This window comes from Dehalobacter sp. DCA (assembly GCF_000305775.1).
Classification (GTDB): Bacteria; Bacillota; Desulfitobacteriia; order Desulfitobacteriales; family Syntrophobotulaceae; genus Dehalobacter; species Dehalobacter alkaniphilus.
This window is the reverse complement of sequence record NC_018866.1, coordinates 1,688,445-1,704,178: the sequence shown is the minus strand read 5'-3', so window position 1 is coordinate 1,704,178 and position 15,734 is coordinate 1,688,445. Positions and strand designations below refer to the sequence as shown.

General features: G+C 44.4%; 13 protein-coding genes, 2 pseudogenes and 1 riboswitch. Of the genes and pseudogenes, 10 read left to right on the top strand and 5 right to left on the bottom strand.

The genetic code is table 11. The features are described from left to right. Positions 1–8: 8 nt before the first annotated feature. A riboswitch (cyclic di-GMP riboswitch) is annotated at positions 9–94 on the bottom strand. Positions 95–200: 106 nt separating this feature from the next. From DHBDCA_RS08170 to DHBDCA_RS08145, 6 genes are all read left to right on the top strand, one after another. After that, positions 201–590 (top strand): iron chaperone, encoded by a 390-nt coding sequence (locus tag DHBDCA_RS08170; protein WP_015043746.1) that lies wholly within the window; start codon positions 201–203, stop codon positions 588–590. A gap of 56 nt (positions 591–646) precedes the next feature. Next, positions 647–1,225 carry a DUF3795 domain-containing protein gene (locus DHBDCA_RS08165; RefSeq protein WP_015043745.1) on the top strand — a complete coding sequence of 193 codons (579 nt, stop codon included), beginning with the start codon at positions 647–649 and terminating at the stop codon, positions 1,223–1,225. Between the two features lie 64 nt (positions 1,226–1,289). Further along, entirely contained in the window at positions 1,290–2,159 is an 870-nt protein-coding gene (locus tag DHBDCA_RS08160; RefSeq protein WP_015043744.1) for a pentapeptide repeat-containing protein, read from the top strand. Position 2,160: 1 nt separating this feature from the next. Then, a complete protein-coding gene (locus tag DHBDCA_RS08155) occupies positions 2,161–2,679 on the top strand; it encodes a DNA-deoxyinosine glycosylase (protein ID WP_015043743.1) in 519 nt (172 codons plus the stop codon). Positions 2,680–2,736: 57 nt separating this feature from the next. Then, a complete protein-coding gene (locus DHBDCA_RS08150) occupies positions 2,737–3,489 on the top strand; it encodes an SGNH/GDSL hydrolase family protein (RefSeq protein ID WP_015043742.1) in 753 nt (250 codons plus the stop codon). An 85-nt stretch (positions 3,490–3,574) separates the two neighbouring features. After that, positions 3,575–4,717 carry a glycoside hydrolase family 113 gene (locus DHBDCA_RS08145; RefSeq protein ID WP_015043741.1) on the top strand — a complete coding sequence of 381 codons (1,143 nt, stop codon included), beginning with the start codon at positions 3,575–3,577 and terminating at the stop codon, positions 4,715–4,717. A gap of 29 nt (positions 4,718–4,746) precedes the next feature. On the opposite strand, the gene splB is transcribed toward DHBDCA_RS08145, so the two are convergent. From splB to DHBDCA_RS08125, 4 genes are all read right to left on the bottom strand, one after another. After that, positions 4,747–5,811 carry a spore photoproduct lyase gene (gene splB / locus DHBDCA_RS08140; protein ID WP_176714377.1) on the bottom strand — a complete coding sequence of 355 codons (1,065 nt, stop codon included), beginning with the start codon at positions 5,809–5,811 and terminating at the stop codon, positions 4,747–4,749. Continuing rightward, a complete protein-coding gene (gene cybH / locus DHBDCA_RS08135) occupies positions 5,786–6,532 on the bottom strand; it encodes a Ni/Fe-hydrogenase, b-type cytochrome subunit (protein WP_015043739.1) in 747 nt (248 codons plus the stop codon). The genes splB and cybH overlap by 26 nt, the downstream gene beginning before the upstream one ends. A gap of 66 nt (positions 6,533–6,598) precedes the next feature. Next, positions 6,599–8,305 (bottom strand): nickel-dependent hydrogenase large subunit, encoded by a 1,707-nt coding sequence (locus DHBDCA_RS08130; protein ID WP_015043738.1) that lies wholly within the window; start codon positions 8,303–8,305, stop codon positions 6,599–6,601. 22 nt (positions 8,306–8,327) lie between these two features. Then, entirely contained in the window at positions 8,328–9,467 is a 1,140-nt protein-coding gene (locus DHBDCA_RS08125) for a hydrogenase small subunit (RefSeq protein ID WP_015043737.1), read from the bottom strand. A 266-nt stretch (positions 9,468–9,733) separates the two neighbouring features. Between DHBDCA_RS08125 and DHBDCA_RS08120 the strand changes: the two genes are divergently transcribed. Further along, positions 9,734–10,252 carry a DUF2179 domain-containing protein gene (locus DHBDCA_RS08120; protein ID WP_015043736.1) on the top strand — a complete coding sequence of 173 codons (519 nt, stop codon included), beginning with the start codon at positions 9,734–9,736 and terminating at the stop codon, positions 10,250–10,252. Positions 10,253–10,377: 125 nt separating this feature from the next. Here the strand turns inward: DHBDCA_RS08120 and DHBDCA_RS08115 are convergent, their stop codons facing one another. Further along, positions 10,378–12,474 carry a glutamine synthetase III family protein gene (locus DHBDCA_RS08115; RefSeq protein WP_015043735.1) on the bottom strand — a complete coding sequence of 699 codons (2,097 nt, stop codon included), beginning with the start codon at positions 12,472–12,474 and terminating at the stop codon, positions 10,378–10,380. Positions 12,475–12,696: 222 nt separating this feature from the next. Between DHBDCA_RS08115 and DHBDCA_RS14970 the strand changes: the two are divergent. From DHBDCA_RS14970 to DHBDCA_RS08100, 3 genes and pseudogenes are all read left to right on the top strand, one after another. Continuing rightward, a pseudogene (locus tag DHBDCA_RS14970) lies at positions 12,697–12,942 on the top strand (integrase core domain-containing protein); the annotation flags it as partial. A gap of 601 nt (positions 12,943–13,543) precedes the next feature. After that, positions 13,544–15,045, top strand: a pseudogene (locus tag DHBDCA_RS08105) (IS5 family transposase). A 56-nt stretch (positions 15,046–15,101) separates the two neighbouring features. Then, positions 15,102–15,728, top strand: a complete 627-nt coding sequence (locus tag DHBDCA_RS08100) for a Crp/Fnr family transcriptional regulator (protein WP_015043732.1) — start codon at positions 15,102–15,104, stop codon at positions 15,726–15,728. Positions 15,729–15,734: the final 6 nt, after the last annotated feature.

Sequence of the window (15,734 nt, the reverse complement as noted above, 5' to 3'; positions counted from 1 at the left end):
TGAGCGGATTCGGTGGCCTGGCAGTCATCAGAATTATTCTGGAAGACCCATAGCTTTGCGTCCCTGGCTTTCACCAAGTTTGCCATTGTCGTTGCTCCTGTATCCCTATTCGATTGATATTTCGGTCATAGAACTATTGTAGCACATCGCTTTCAGGTTCTACAGGGGTTATTCGGAAAAATTTAAAGGAGAAACTAAAAATGGGAGCGGATAAAGTGGTTCATGAATCAGTTGATGGGTATATTTTGCAGTTCCCTGATGAGACACAGGAAATATTAAGAGCAATTAGAAATGTGATAAGAGAAGCAGCACCGGACGCAGTGGAAAAGATAAGCTATCAGATGCCTACGTTTGTACTGAACGGTAATCTCGTTCATTTCGCAGCATTCAAAAACCACATTGGATTTTATCCGACACCAAGCGGGATTGAAGCCTTTAAACAGGAACTGGCCGGTTATAAGGGAGCTAAAGGATCGGTACAATTCCCATTAAATAAGCCTATTCCGTATGAGTTAATAAGCAAGATCGTGAAGTACAGAGTCGCGGAGAACGCGCATATCCCAAGAAGAATTCCGTGCTGCGATGTTTAGATACGGCCCTTAATGTTTGGGAAATGCTAAAAAATGTTTATCAGGAGATGCATGCGATGGTTAAATCAATGGTAAGTAAAGAATACAGGCGAAAATGCGCCGACTTTTCATTATGCGGATTGAATTGCTGTCTCTGTCCGCGCTTTCATACGGACGGTTCTTCAAAGTGCCCCGGCTGCGGGGGTCCGGACTTTTTTTTGAAGCATCCTTCCTGTGCCGTAATTACCTGTAATAAAAAGCATCAAAATGTTGAATACTGTTTTGAATGCAGTGTCTATCCATGTGAGAGGTATCAGGCTCCAAGCGAGGCCGATTCCTTTATATCCTATCAAAATGTATTGCAGGATCAGGCCAAGGCTAAAATAGACCTTCAAAATTATCTTGAAGAACTGACGGAAAAACACAAAATTTTAGGCGAACTAATCACGAATTACAACGACGGCAAATCAAAGGGATTTTATTGTCTGGCGGTCAACCTGCTGCCGCTTTCCGTCCTGAATAATATGATGGATAAGATCCATCATATGGATCGGATCAACTGCAACGGCAGTGCTGAAGAAGCCGTCCGCTTGCTAAAAGTGGAAGCCGATCGTCTGAATATTCAACTGGTTCTTAGAAAGGCCAAAAAAGATTAGACAAACTATTCAAGCATTATTTCTGGGGATAAATCAAATGTTCTTTGTTTTGGAGGATCAAACATTGTCTGGAATTCGTGAACCAATAGACATTTTTGCTGAGCAGAGACGCAGTCTGAGAGCTGACTGTGAGAACTGCTTCGGATTGTGCTGCACCGCGCTGTATTTTTCAGCTTCGGAAGGCTTTCCAAACGATAAAGAGGCCGGTCAACCCTGTCGGAAGCTGCAGGAAAATTTTCGCTGCAGTATATATCAAGATCTTCAGGGACTGGGCCTGAAAGGCTGCATGGCATTTGACTGTTTTGGCGCAGGGCCAAAGGTATCCAAGCTCAGTTACGGCGGCAGAGACTGGCGGCGATCACCGGAATTCCAGGAGCAAATGTTTGAAGTTTTCCTTGTCATTCGGCAGCTTCAGGAGATACTCTGGTATTTGACAGAAGCAGAGACATTACAGCCCGCTCATTCAGTTCATGAGGCGCTTCGTACCCTGCGGGAAGAGACGGAACGGCTGACACTGCTCAGCCCGGGTGAGCTTCTGAAAATGGATGTACCCTTATATCGTACCGAAGTAAATACCCTGCTGCTTCAAACAAGTGAACTGGTCCGTGTTTCTGTTTGTCAGGAGCGGAATATTCAGGCCGGGATTTTGAAGACCTTTAAGCGCAGGAATAGTCTGATTGCTGCAGATCTCCGGGAAACGGACCTCAGAGGGGCTAACCTTAGAGGAGCCTGTCTGATTGCCGCAGATCTCAGCGGGAGCGATCTGGGCGGAGCTGATTTGATCGGGGCGGATTTGCGCGATGCCGACCTTAGTGGTACTGATTTAAGCCATAGTATTTTTCTGACCCAGCCCCAGCTAAATACGGCGAAGGGAGACAAGCGTACCAAGCTGCCGCCATTACTCTTTTATCCAAGACAATGGAGTTTGGACTGATATGGAAATGGAAATCATCTATTCATTTGAACCGGTCATCAATCAGGAGTCCCGGGTATTGATCCTCGGCTCGATGCCGGGAGTGCAATCGTTGAGGGAGCAGAAATATTATGTACATCCTTACAATCACTTTTGGCGGATTATGTATGCGCTTTTTGACGATGCCCGTGGATGGTCTAATGCCGCGGATGCCATGGATGATTATGATAGCAGGAAACAATTTCTTTTGGACAGAAAAATTGCCCTTTGGGATGTCATTTGTAACTGCTCCAGAGAAGGCAGTCTCGATAGCAATATAGTCAATGAACAGGTCAATGATTTTCAAAATTTATTTATTCAGTACCCACATCTGGAATTACTTGCATTTAACGGAGCAAAGGGCTTTAATATATATAAGAGGAAAATCCGTCTGGAGTCTGCTTCCATTGCCTATCTGCTATTGCCCTCAACCAGTCCGGCCAATACGATGAAATTTGAGGAAAAGCTGACACATTGGAAAGCAATTTTGAAATACTTATAAAATTTTGAAGTAATACCTATGAAGTTTTAAGCAAGTCGTTGTGAAAGGTGTGAATTGATGGATAACAATCAGTCTGAACTGAAAGAAAATTATACATTTCTGATTGTAGGAGACTCCATTTCCAAAGGCGTGATCTATAACGAGGATCAGGGGAAATATTCGTTATTGGACAGAAACTATGTTTCTCTGGTCCAGAACAGCCTGAAGGGCATGGTTTATAATGCTGCGAAATTTGGTAATACCATAAAAAAAGGCATTGAACGCCTTAATCGGGATGTCTCCAAAACGCGTCCGGATATTGTACTGATCGAATTTGGAGGCAATGACTGTGACTTTGACTGGATGCAGATTGCGAGTGATCCAATGGCAGAGCATGAACCCAAAACGGATTTCAACGCTTTCGGGAAAATGCTCACAGATACCATTATTTCGCTTAAAAACAATAATATTATCCCGGTGTTGATGACGCTTCCCCCGCTTGACGCGGATCGGTATTTCAAGTGGATTAGCAAAAACAGTAATGAGATAGGGAAAAATATATTGATTTGGCTTGGAAGCGTTACAAAGATATACTGGTGGCAGGAACGCTACAACTCCATGATTGTGAACATTGCAGAGGAAACCAAGACAAAATGGATCGATGTAAGAGGTGCTTTTCTGAAGACACCGGATTTTACTCAATTGCTTTGTATTGATGGGATCCATCCGAATGAAGACGGGCATAAGGTCATTGCCCAAAAGGTGACGGAATACCTCAGACAGAATTACAATTTTCTGCTCAAAGATTCTTCCGCGGACAGTCTTTCTTAGTATTTAGAAAGTATAAGCTTTTCATCTTTACGCTTCTAATCATCAATCTATTTAACATGTACTATTCTTAGGAAGGGTCAGAATATTGAACAATTTGCTGAATACGCTCAAAAGAAATAAAACCCCGCTGATTGTATTAGGTGTCATTATTGTGGTGTTGCTAATCATTAAACTGGTTCTGGTGGATATTGTCTATATTGGCTACCAATACGAAAAGAACAGGATTATTACCCCATGGGGGGAAAAGATAAAATCGGCAAACCTGTCTGTAGATTATACAATTGAACAGGCTCTGAGCGATATAGACAGTCTTGGGCTGAATACCCTGAATGTCCCTGTTCAAATTGATATTCCGTCGTTGACAGCCAGTACGATGAGTATCAATGCGGAAAGCGAAAAGAAAGCGGTCTGGCTGATTAAACGCTTAAGATATAAAGGAATTAACGTCATCCTGGAACCTTATCCGTATATTCAAAACGGTGAGAAATATGAGACGGATCTCAAGCCGGATAATATCAATCAATGGTTCTGGAACTGGAAACAGGTCGTCCTTGCCGAACTCATCCGTGATGTGGCTAAGCCGAATAAAGTCTACGCCCTATGTATCGGTTCCAACTTTGATCAATTCGAGGATCAATGCGGTTATTGGACCGATGTCGCGGATTTTGTCAGGGCCGGATACCAGGGCAAAATGACTTACCGGACAAACTGGTGGTATACAGCTGAATGGAATGCCGGGCAGAATTTGGCGTACGATACCTACATTGCCAAATTAAATAATCCGGTTCTTGGAAAAGTGGATTTTATCTCTGTAGCAGCTTATTTTGAATTGACCGACCAGGAGACCAATACGGTAGATAACCTTGTAAGCTCGATCTATAAGACCCGGATTTTTGACCGAAACCAGAATATCTATGATGAATTAAAGCAGCTGTCTGCAAAATGGAACAAACCTGTATTCTTTGGTGAATTGGGTTTCCCAAAAAGAAGCGGTGCCGCAGTTCATCCCTGGAACCCTTTGCCGTCGGACATTATCAATAACCAGGAGCAGGCAAATTGCTTTCTGGCTTATCAGCAAGTGTTTGAAAAAGAAACCTGGCATCTTGGTTTTTCTGTTTTTGCTGTGGGCAAAGATGATGAAAACAAGAATTATTACCCGAGCGAGCAAAGCAAGCAGGCCATTAAAAGATGGTATGCCGAATACCAGCATACTGGCAAGGAACGATGAGTGCCATGGACGGTACAATAGCCGAAAAGCTAAATAAAGTATTTGGCTTTTGCTCCCGGGAAATGACGGTTCATAAACGCCAGAAAGGAAGTCTTTATTTCCTCCATTTCAACGGGTGGGTAGACATATTTTCCGTAGCCGAACTGCCCGAATTTAAATTTGCGCGAAGCTTCATCCATCGGTAGGCTTGTCTGCGGATAGATATTTAAAATATTGGACTTGGCTCGGGAAGAAAAACGATGTGTGATAAATTCAAAAGTAAGCGCTGCAGGAGAAAAGTTTGCCGGAGAAGCGGCTTTTAACTGCTCTGCCAGGTCAGCAAAGAGCTTTTCGTATTGATCCATCCAGTTCTCAAATCTGATAATCGGGGCAATAATAAAACCCAAAGGGTAGCCGGCGCGAAGTACTTTTCCGGCTGCCTTTATTCTATTTTCAGCGGATGGTGTCCCATGCTCATAATTTCTGATGATTTCCTCGCAATTCAGGCTGAAACGAAACCGGGTATGACCGTGATGTTCCAGATTCAAAAGGCTATCAACGTCAGTGAATTTTGTGACAAAGCGGAACCGGCCTTGAGGCTGCCTTCCAAAAAATTCAATGCTTTTTCTCAGACTGCCTGTATATTGTTCCATCGGGATTGGGTCGGACACTGCGGCTCCTTCGAAATAAGTGATCTCGGGTAAACGTTCCTGGATTAAAGTTTGGGCTTTTTCAAGCAGTTCATTTATATTAACATAGATGCGGATGTACGGTCTTGCACCCAGCGTCGTGGCTAAATAACAATATTCGCACATCCCGGGACAGCTTGTGGTCAGCGGCAGCTGATAATGAGCTGAGGGTTTGCAGGTTTGAAACGTTTTTCCGCGTTTAACACCGATCACCAATGTTTTTTTGGCTTCAAAATAGGTTTTGGCAGCAGTATCTCCGCTCAGACCGGTTATTCTGTTGTGAGAACTTGTTGCTTTGACCGGAATCTTGATTTGCCGAAAATAATCAACAAGCTTCTTCCCAAGTGGATAATTCAGGGCTTCGGGTTCATAAAAGACCTGTTTGGGCTCGAAATTCAAGTTAATCCCCCTTCTGGAGTACAACATATTCAGGGGTATGGACTTCTTCAGCGCCGATAGTAGAGGGCAATTCATATTTATACCCATTGATCATGGATGAGGTAGTAGCATCATCATCCAGAAGATCCTGTCTGAATACAAGGTAGAGGTGAATCAACAAAAAAACCACATAGCCCCAAGCGACAAGATGATGACTCATTCTAACCAGATTCTCGTTGTGAAAAGCCGGAATAACCCAGGAAAACAACTTTCCGGATATACCGTCCGGATTGGTGCCTATCCGCATAGCAAAACCGGTTATAATCATGAAAAAACTTCCGATCCAGATGAAAAGAAGATAAGATAGCTGGGCCAGGGCATTATGCCCGAGATGTCCCTGATGTTCTCCTCTCATAAATAAATAGTAGCGGACTGTTGACTTGAGGTCCTGCCAAAAAGCCTTCTGCCAGAAACGTATCTTGGCATACGCATTGCCTGCCCAGAACCAATAGAGGCGGAATAACAGATTGGCCGTAAAGATAAAAGCGGCTATTCCATGCCAGTAGCGAACTGATCCCATTAAAAACTGCTGGAAAGCTTCTCCGGCGGTTATAAAGACAGGATTTCCAATATACAGACCTGTAAGAAAGAGTACGGTGACAGCGGCTGCATTTATCCAGTGAAACATCCGGACAGGAAATTGCCAGACGTATACCGGTCTGCGCTGCGGCATCGGAGCGGAACTTTTCTTTTCTTTGGATAAGGCCAATCGTAATCCCTCCATATCACTTAGAATATATGCTAGCGTCACCATGGCACGCAGATATTGTGGCCCCTAGATTTTCTCTAGCAATAGTTTTCCTTGTGGTGTTATCAGGTGTGCCGCGCAGGCGATGCAGGGGTCAAATGAGTGAATGGTCCGGAGCAGTTCCAGGGGCTGGTCGGTAGCAGCGACCGGTGTGTCGAGCAGCGACGCCTCATAAGGACCTTTTTGTCCTGTAGCATCCCGCGGTGAGGCATTCCAGGTTGTCGGCACAACCGCCTGATAGCTTTCTACCTTGCCGCCGCGGATTTTAATCCAGTGAGCCAGGGCTCCTCGCGGGGCCTCAGCCCAGCCGACACCCTGCGCTTCTGCCGGCCAGCGGCTCGGTTCCCATTTTTCAGGATTGAAGGTTTGTGTGTCACCGGCTTTAATATTAGCGATTAGGTCCGCATAAAAACCGGCAAGTTGATCGACGCAAAATTTTGCTTCCAGTGCTCTGGCCAGCGTTCGTCCGAGCGTTGAAAACAAAGCGTTGAGCGGAAGGTCCAGTTTCCGCAGGGAGCTGTCGACCATTTCCTTGATTTCCTTATTGCCCTTGGCATAAGCAACCACGAAGCGGGACAGCGGGCCGACTTCCATCGCATGGCCCTGCCAGCGCGGTGTTTTGATCCAGCTGTATTTTTTTGATTCATCCAAATTGTGATAAGGTGGTTTGGGCCCGTCATATGCTGGATCCGTCCGCCCCTGCCAGGGGTGAAGCCCGGAATCCTTATCCGCGTATTGATACCACGAGTGAGATACAAATTCCTGAATATGGCTTGGATCCTTTAGATCAAGATCATAGACTTTGCTTAAATCTCTGTTCAGGACAATCCCGCGAGGGAACAGATAACTGTCCGGCTCGTGGATATCGACGAGCGGTACACCACCGTAGGCCAGGAAGTTGCCGATTCCGCCTCCCCAAAGGTCTTTTTTGTAAAAGCCAGCAATGGCTAGAATATCTGGAATAAGGACCTGGTTGACAAACGTTTGGGCTTCATCGATCTTCGTTTTCACAAGATTCAGGCGTTCCATATTCAGAACATGGACATCATCAAGGTTGATGCTCGAAGCATGCCCGCCGACCAGATAGTTCGGGTGCGGGTTTTTCCCTCCGAACACGGTATGGACTTTAGCAATTTCTTTTTGCCAACTTAATGCTTCCAGGTAATGCGCGACTCCCATTAGATTGGCTTCCGGAGGCAAGCGATAAGCGGGATGACCCCAGTAAGCATTGGCAAAAATACCAAGCTGGCCGCTTTGGACAATATTCTTAACTTTGTTTTGCACATCCCTGAAGTAACCCTCCGAAGAATTAGGCCACGAGGAGATGGACATGGCCAGACTGCTTGTTGCTTTAGGATCAGCCTTTAATGCGCTTAAGACATCAATCCAGTCAAAACCATGCAAATGATAAAAATGAATCACATGATCCTGGGTAAATTGGGTCAGCGTCATGATATTGCGTATGTAATTGGCATTTTTGGGGATCGGATAATCCAAGGCATCTTCCACTGCCCGCACGGAAGCAATCGCATGGATGTGCGTGCAAACACCGCAAATCCGTTGGACGAACGCCCAGACATCACGTGGATCCCTGTTTTCGACAATCTTCTCAATTCCTCTAAATGTTGTTCCTGAGCTGACGGCATCACTGATCTTTGTACCGTCAACAATGGCTTCAATGCGTAAATGACCTTCGATCCGGGTGACAGGATCCACAACAATTCTTGTTGTCATTGAGATTCAAAACCTTTCTGCATTAGTCTTCTTTATGATTTGTCTTCTTAGTTACTTGTCTTTTTTGTTCAGTATCCGTACTTCCGGCCGGGTGGTTCTTTTTCCCACGCCCTTTAGCAGCGGCCGTAATTCCCCCATGGGCAACAACACCCAGACCGGCTACACCTAAAGCGGCAAGACCGATATGGTCAGGGTTGCCGCCGATGGCCTCATTGGGGATCTCAGCCAGGTGAGTATAAAAAGGCGTGCTGGAATCATACCAATTATTCTCGGAACAGGCCATACAAGGGTGTCCTGATTTAACAGGAAAGCTGACTCCGTCATTCCATTCCGTTACGGCGCAGGCATTATAAGCAACTGGGCCTTTGCAGCCAACTTTATACAAGCACCATCCTTTTCTGGCACCTTCGTCATCGAAGCGCTCCACAAACTGGCCGGCATCAAAAAAGGCCCGGCGGGTGCAGCCATCATGGACACGTTTGGAGTAAAAGGCTTTAGGACGGCCCAGGCTCGTTAATTCCGGGATTTTCCCAAATGTCAGGTAATGAACGATTGTACCGGTGATGACTTCAGCAATGGGCGGACATCCGGGAACGTCAATGACAGGCTTGTTCTTGATAATTCTCCGAATCGGTACAGCCTGTGTTGGATTGGGGTGTGCCCCCTGGACACAGGCGTTGGTCGCACAGGAGCCATACGCTATCACGGCAGCTGCTCCGCCTGCACATTCCTTCAGGAGCTGGTTGGCAGTCATTCCGCCGATGGTACAGTAAATGCCGCCCTCTGCCAGTGTGGCACTGCCTTCGACTACCAGAATATATTCCCCGTAATGTTCCTGCATTGTTTTTAGACGGACAGACTCTGCCTGTGTTCCGGCTGCGGCCTGCAGCGTCTCCATATAATCAAGGGAAATCATATTGAAGATCAGGTCCGAAAACAAAGGGTGGGCGGACCTGATGAAAGACTCGCCGCAGCAGGTGCATTCCTGCAGATTTAGATAAATGACAGGTGGGCGTGACTTGTTTTCCAAAGCTTCCACAATTCTGGGGACAGCGGTTGCATCGAGTCCCAGCATTGCTGCAGTCATGGCACAGAACCTTAAAAAGTCCCGCCGGGATATTCCTTTCTGGCGGGCCCAGTCATAATAGCTGCCCTTTTTCAATATTTTCCCCTCCCGATATAGAATATTGGCTTGCTGAATGAAAAAAAGCCAGTCTTTTGCCAGTTCGTCATTATTGTGCGTTCCTTAGCATATTTTATTCATTTCTTTACATATACAGGTATTTTTGTAATACGCAGGAGATAATCGGCAATGTGAGTGAGACAGCAATTCAGAAAAATTTGGAACAGCATAGTAGAATTACGCTAAAATGGATCATAATAATATCAAAGAATGATCCAGCCGAAAAAAGAAGATTGGTGATAAGAATGAGCCAAGTAGTCCTGTTTGCTCTGATGATCATGGCTATTAATATTACGTACGTATCACTGACAACGGTACGGTTTATCCTTGTGATCAAGGGCTTAAAGGAGTATGCTTCCATGCTGTCCATGATCGAAGTGCTCGTGTACATTGCCGGATTGTCTATTATTCTGAAAAACCTGGACAGTTACTGGAACATCGCAGCATATTGCATCGGCTATGGTATCGGAGTGTATCTGGGAAGCAGGATCGAGGAAAGACTTGCTCTCGGGTACATGACTGCCGAGGTCATTGTTGATTCGCTCGATGAGACGCTTCCCAAATTATTGCGTAAGAAAGGATTTGGCGTTACGACCTGGACCGGGGAAGGCCGCGACGGGAAACGCCTCCTGATGTTGGTTCTGGCCAAAAGAAATCGGCAAAAAGAACTTTTGAATATTGTTAATGATTCCTGCCCAAGTGCGTTTATATTCTTCCAGGAACCTAAGAATTTCCGCGGAGGATTTTGGGCCGGCAGGCGATAAGAACTCAAAACAGTAAATGGCCTGCAAAGCTGATGCGGGATAGAGAAATGACGATGAGAATGTAATAAAATAGCAGAGGAGAGGGCTGGTGCCCTCTCCTCTGCTATTTTTCTGAAGGGTATGGATTAAATGATGAACAGCATTTCCACATAAGTCGGCAGCGGCCAAAGCTCCGCGTCAACAAGTGTTTCAAGCTTATCCCCATAGATCCTCAATTCATTCATCGCGGCAAAGACGATATCACGGTAGTAAACCGCATTGGCATGGACATCTTCAACGTCAGCCGCGCCCAAAACAGCTTTTTCCAAAGCCACAGTTTTGGCTTTAAAGGAACCTAAAGCCGAAGATACTTCTTTGATGACTTCTTCCTGAGCCGAGGTATCCGCAGAAGCCACGGCAGCTTTAACGCTTTGTACGGAACCGGCCAGGTCAGTTGCATATTTTGCAGCTGCGGGAAGAATAAGCCTGTTAGCCATATCAATCATCGTTTTGGCTTCGATATTGATCGTTTTGCTGTATTGCTCCAGCAAAATCTCGTAACGGGAATGAACTTCCTGTTTGCTCAATACACCGTGTTTCTCGAACGCATTGACATTCTTCTCGTCAATGAAGTGCTCCAAAGCTTCCACCATGGATTTGATGTTCGGCAGACCGCGTTTTTCTGCTTCTACGACCCAGTCTTCGGAATAGTTGTTGCCATTGAAGATGATACGATTGTGTTTGACCAGAATTTCTTTCAAGAGGGCCTGCAGTTCGCTGTTAAAATCGGCAGCCTTTTCAAGCTTATCGGCAATCTGGCAAATACTTTCAGCGACAATCGTATTCAGGACCATGTTCGGGCCGGCGATGGATGCACTGGAAGGAACCATACGGAACTCAAATTTATTTCCGGTAAAGGCAAACGGTGAAGTCCGGTTGCGGTCTGAGTTATCCTTCGGGATTTCCGGAAGCGTGGACACGCCGACTGTCAAAGTGCCGTTTGGTTTGGATGATACAGCACCGCCATTGTTTTGGATTTGTTCGACAATATCCGAAAGCATGTCGCCGAGGAACATGGAAATGATCGCCGGGGGAGCTTCGTTCGCACCGAGACGGTGGTCGTTTCCAGGGTTGGCGGCGGACACTCTGAGCAATTCGGAGTATTCGTCCACAGCTTTAATGACAGCACAAAGGAAAGTTAAGAACTGAGCGTTATCGTGAGGGGTATTTCCCGGATCAAGCAGATTCTGTCCATCATTGGTGCTCATGGACCAGTTATTGTGTTTCCCGGAACCATTGACGCCTGCAAACGGTTTCTCATGCAGCAGGCAGACCAGATCATGATGCAAGGCAACCTTTTTCAAAGTATCCATGATCAGTTGATTATGGTCGGTAGCAACATTGGTTGTCGAGAAAATGGGGGCAATTTCAAACTGACCAGGAGCAACTTCGTTGTGCTGCGTTTTAGCCAAAACACCTAACTTCCAGAGTTCTTCATTCAATTCTTTCATAAAGGCGGCGATGCGTTCTTTGATGCTGCCGAAGTAGTGGTCTTCCATTTCCTGGCCCTTAGCCGGAGGAGCACCAAAGAGTGTTCTGCCGGTAAGGACTAAATCCATTCTGGCATCAAAAAAACTTTTATCAATCAGAAAGTATTCCTGCTCGGGTCCGACCGTAGAAATGACACGGGTTGCTGTCGTATTGCCAAATAATCTTAACAGTCTTACTGCTTGTTTGGAGAGTGCTTCCATAGAACGCAAAAGCGGAATTTTTTTGTCGAGAACTTCACCGGTATACGAATAGAATACTGTGGGAATCGTCAGCGTGACGTTGCCGTTTTTTTCTTCTCTGGCAAAAGCCGGAGAGGTGCAGTCCCAGGCAGTATAGCCTCTGGCCTCAAACGTGGCTCTAATGCCACCGCTTGGGAAAGAAGATGCGTCGGGTTCGCCTTTGATCAGTTCTTTGCCGGAAAATTCCATAATGACTTTGCCGTCGGCAGTCGGAGAAATAAACGAGTCATGCTTCTCCGCAGTGAGTCCTGTCATCGGCTGGAACCAGTGGGTATAGTGGGTAGCCCCTTTTTCAATCGCCCAGTCTTTCATTGCATTCGCAACGACTTCTGCGACATCGGGATCCAGCGCTTTCCCGTCCTCAATTGTTTTCTTCAAAGCTTTGTAAGTTGCTTTGGGCAGCCGTTCCCTCATGACGGCATCGTTAAAAACGTTCATTGCAAAGATATCCATTGTTTCGAAATCTCCCTTCAGATTTAGATATTAAATAATGGTACATAGATAAATAACCACAAAAAGCAAAAAAAGCAAAAACAAACTTAACCCTCAAAGCGTTTGGTCGAGGAATAAGCATCTTTGCTTAATTTACCTATAAAAATATATCAAAAAGTTAACACACTTTTTTAGAAATAACAAGTGTTTATTCTGATGTATACAAAATATAATCGGATAATAATTATCCGCTGTATGAGCGGAAAAGGCAATTGTTACGACAACGCCTGTGCAGAAACCTTTTTCAGTACCATCAAATCAGAAAGGCTGCATCACAGGAAGTACAAGGACCTGAAAGAAGCAAGAAATGATATATTCTGGTATATAGAAGGCTTCTACAATCGAAAGCGAAGACACCAAGCATTGGGCAACATAACACCAGTTGAATTCTTAAAGAGATACTATGAATATCAACGAAGAGTCGCTTAGCGAAGTCGTTTGGCCGTTGTTAAGGGCGAGCAACGCTCGTTCATCGGGGGCGAAGCCGAAGACCCTTGACAGCCAGGATACACTAAGACCCTCTTGTTCTAAGGCCATGACAATGGCCTTATGCCACCCGGCGAGGGCGGTCTCCTGCTACCAAATTGAAATATTGAGGAATTCTGAGAATTCATTAGAAAAACTAACTCTGGAGTGTCTGTTTTATCGAGAAAAGGTCAATATTGCACAATCTCACAAATATGATATTATTTATTTAAGTTATTTTTTGTTACATTTTTTTTTCGACTTGGAAAATAAAGCATATTCTTGAAATATATTTAACATATTATCCTTATTTAGATAATATTTGCAGTTAGTTGCTATAAGAACTCCTTAAAATTAAATTTATTATTTTGTAAGGGGGATATTGTCTATGTCGGAAGATATTTATACTTTGACTAAATTTTTAAATTATCCTTGGCTAAATAGGGGCTGCTGAATAACGGTAAAATCAGCATAAACACTGGGTTTTAACCCCGACTTTTGGTAAAATAGTACATGTAAACATAAATATTATGTTAAAAAACCTTGCACTTGGGAGCGTGTTTTCATGTACAAACCTACCGAACAGCAGATTACATTTCCGCACGAATTCTTTCTGCCTTTTGGCGGGAACTTAAACCCGGACAATAAATGGTGTAAGCTCGCATTAATGATCCCCTGGGCCGAAGTTGAGAAGAAGTATGCCAGAAGTTTTCCTGTCAGTCGCGGACAAAAAGCCTATTCGGTGCGTTTGGCACTCGGATCTCTGATCATTCAAAATGTGAAATCATTATCTGACCGTGACACGGTCGAAGAGATCACAGAAAATCCGTACATGCAATATTTCATTGGCCTAAGTGCATTTGTAGATAAACCGCCATTCAATCATTCACTCATGACCCATTTCCGCAAACGTTTGGACAAGGATATTATCAACGAAATCAACGAGATTACTAGCAGACTAGCCGGAGAACATGAATATCCAGAAAACCCAGATGACCCAGATGACTCAGATGGCTCAGACGACACCCCTCCTTCTGATGGTGAAGACTCTGATGATACAGGACAAGAAGAGAAAACGAATGAAGAACCTTCAGAAACCAAGAACTCAGGCAAGCTGATCCTGGATGCAACCTGCACCCCTGCGGATATTCACTATCCTACAGATATCTGGCTTTTGAACACAACCCGGCAGGCTTTGGAAGAAATCATTGATGTACTGCATGCACCGCATGCCGGGATTCTCAAGAAACCCAGATCCTACCGTCGCAATGCACGCAAAAGCTATCTGAACATTGATAAAAAGAAACATAAGACTGCTAAGATGATCCGCAAAGGAATCGGAGGACAGCTGCGATATATTCGACGGGATCTGAAAAACATTAAGACTCTTGCTGAAAAAAGTTCGCTGACTCTCTTAACTAAACGCCAATACCGCAATCTGCTCGTCAGTCAAGAAATCTACTGGCAACAGCTGGAAATGTACAAACAGGGTAAACATTCGGTAGAAGATCGCATCGTCAGCCTGCATATGCCTTTTGTCAGACCCATAGTACGAGGCAAGTCAAACGCAGATGTAGAATTTGGAGCTAAGCTTGCCATCAGTGTTGTGAACGGATTCAGTTATATGGAGAGCTTGAGCTTTGACGCTTTCAATGAAAGCAAGACACTCATGCAATCGGTTGAAAACTACTACCAAAGGTATGGTTTTTATCCAGAAGCCGTGATGGCAGACAAGATCTACCGGAACAGAGATAACCTTAACTACTGCAGAAACTGGGCATTCGATTGAGCGGTCCACCGCTCGGCAGACCAGCCAAAGATCAGGAACTATTAAGAGAACAAAAGAAACAAGAACGGCTGGATGCTGGAATACGAAACGCTGTTGAAGGAAAATTCGGAGAAGGTAAGCGGTTTTATGGGCTCGGACGTATCATGGCACGTCTCAAAGAAACCAGTGAGACTGTTATCGCCATGCAGCTGTTGGTAATGAACCTGGAGCGCAGGCTCCGGATTCTTATACTCAATTTTATTAGAGAGAATTTCGGGCTGATCAGGTTAGCTTATTGAGAAAATAACATCCTGTTCAGCAGCCCCTAAATACAAATAAGAAAATTATCGACTTTATGCAAAAATTTAATCAACGTATAACCATTAAAAAAGGGGAACTATTCATAAAATATGGACAAGAATTAACTGCTGTCTATGGTGTAGAAGAAGGGCTGCTTGGAATTCGTTTCTTAACTCTGAACGGCAAGCAAAGAACTCAAGTAATTATAGGACCTGGAGGAGCAACTAGCGTTATTGATGTTATTATGAGAATTACTAGTTCACCTTACGAGGCTTATGCATATGAAGATACAACAATAATTTATATAACTAAAGAACAAGCACTGGAAGGGATAATAGGCGATCCTACGTTATCCTTAGCTTTCATGGAATCCTTAGGTGACATTGTTTTTACATTACTAGAACGCTTGGAAAGTTCGTCTTCTTACTGTCCAAAACAGAGACTAATATTATTTCTTCGTAATCTTAATGACCCATTTCAAGTTGAAGAAAACGGATGGTATCGTGCTAAATATAAATTCACACATCAAGATATTGCAGATATTATTGGTACCACCAGAGAATATGTTACATTACATTTAACTGATTTAAAAAAGAAAGGATTAATTAAAGTGATGGAACACTATATATACTTTTGCAAAGATTTCAAAACCATAATTCGTCCTGAATTATATTCTGAATAATATTAA

Coding starts and splice junctions, on each gene's coding strand:
- DHBDCA_RS08170 (WP_015043746.1), top strand. CDS start 201: ATGGGAGCGGATAAAGTGGTTCATGAATCAGTTGATGGGTATATTTTG.
- DHBDCA_RS08165 (WP_015043745.1), top strand. CDS start 647: ATGGTTAAATCAATGGTAAGTAAAGAATACAGGCGAAAATGCGCCGAC.
- DHBDCA_RS08155 (WP_015043743.1), top strand. CDS start 2,161: ATGGAAATGGAAATCATCTATTCATTTGAACCGGTCATCAATCAGGAG.
- DHBDCA_RS08150 (WP_015043742.1), top strand. CDS start 2,737: ATGGATAACAATCAGTCTGAACTGAAAGAAAATTATACATTTCTGATT.
- splB (WP_176714377.1), bottom strand. CDS start 5,811: ATGTTGTACTCCAGAAGGGGGATTAACTTGAATTTCGAGCCCAAACAG.
- DHBDCA_RS08130 (WP_015043738.1), bottom strand. CDS start 8,305: ATGACAACAAGAATTGTTGTGGATCCTGTCACCCGGATCGAAGGTCAT.
- DHBDCA_RS08120 (WP_015043736.1), top strand. CDS start 9,734: ATGAGCCAAGTAGTCCTGTTTGCTCTGATGATCATGGCTATTAATATT.
- DHBDCA_RS08115 (WP_015043735.1), bottom strand. CDS start 12,474: ATGGATATCTTTGCAATGAACGTTTTTAACGATGCCGTCATGAGGGAA.
- DHBDCA_RS08100 (WP_015043732.1), top strand. CDS start 15,102: ATGCAAAAATTTAATCAACGTATAACCATTAAAAAAGGGGAACTATTC.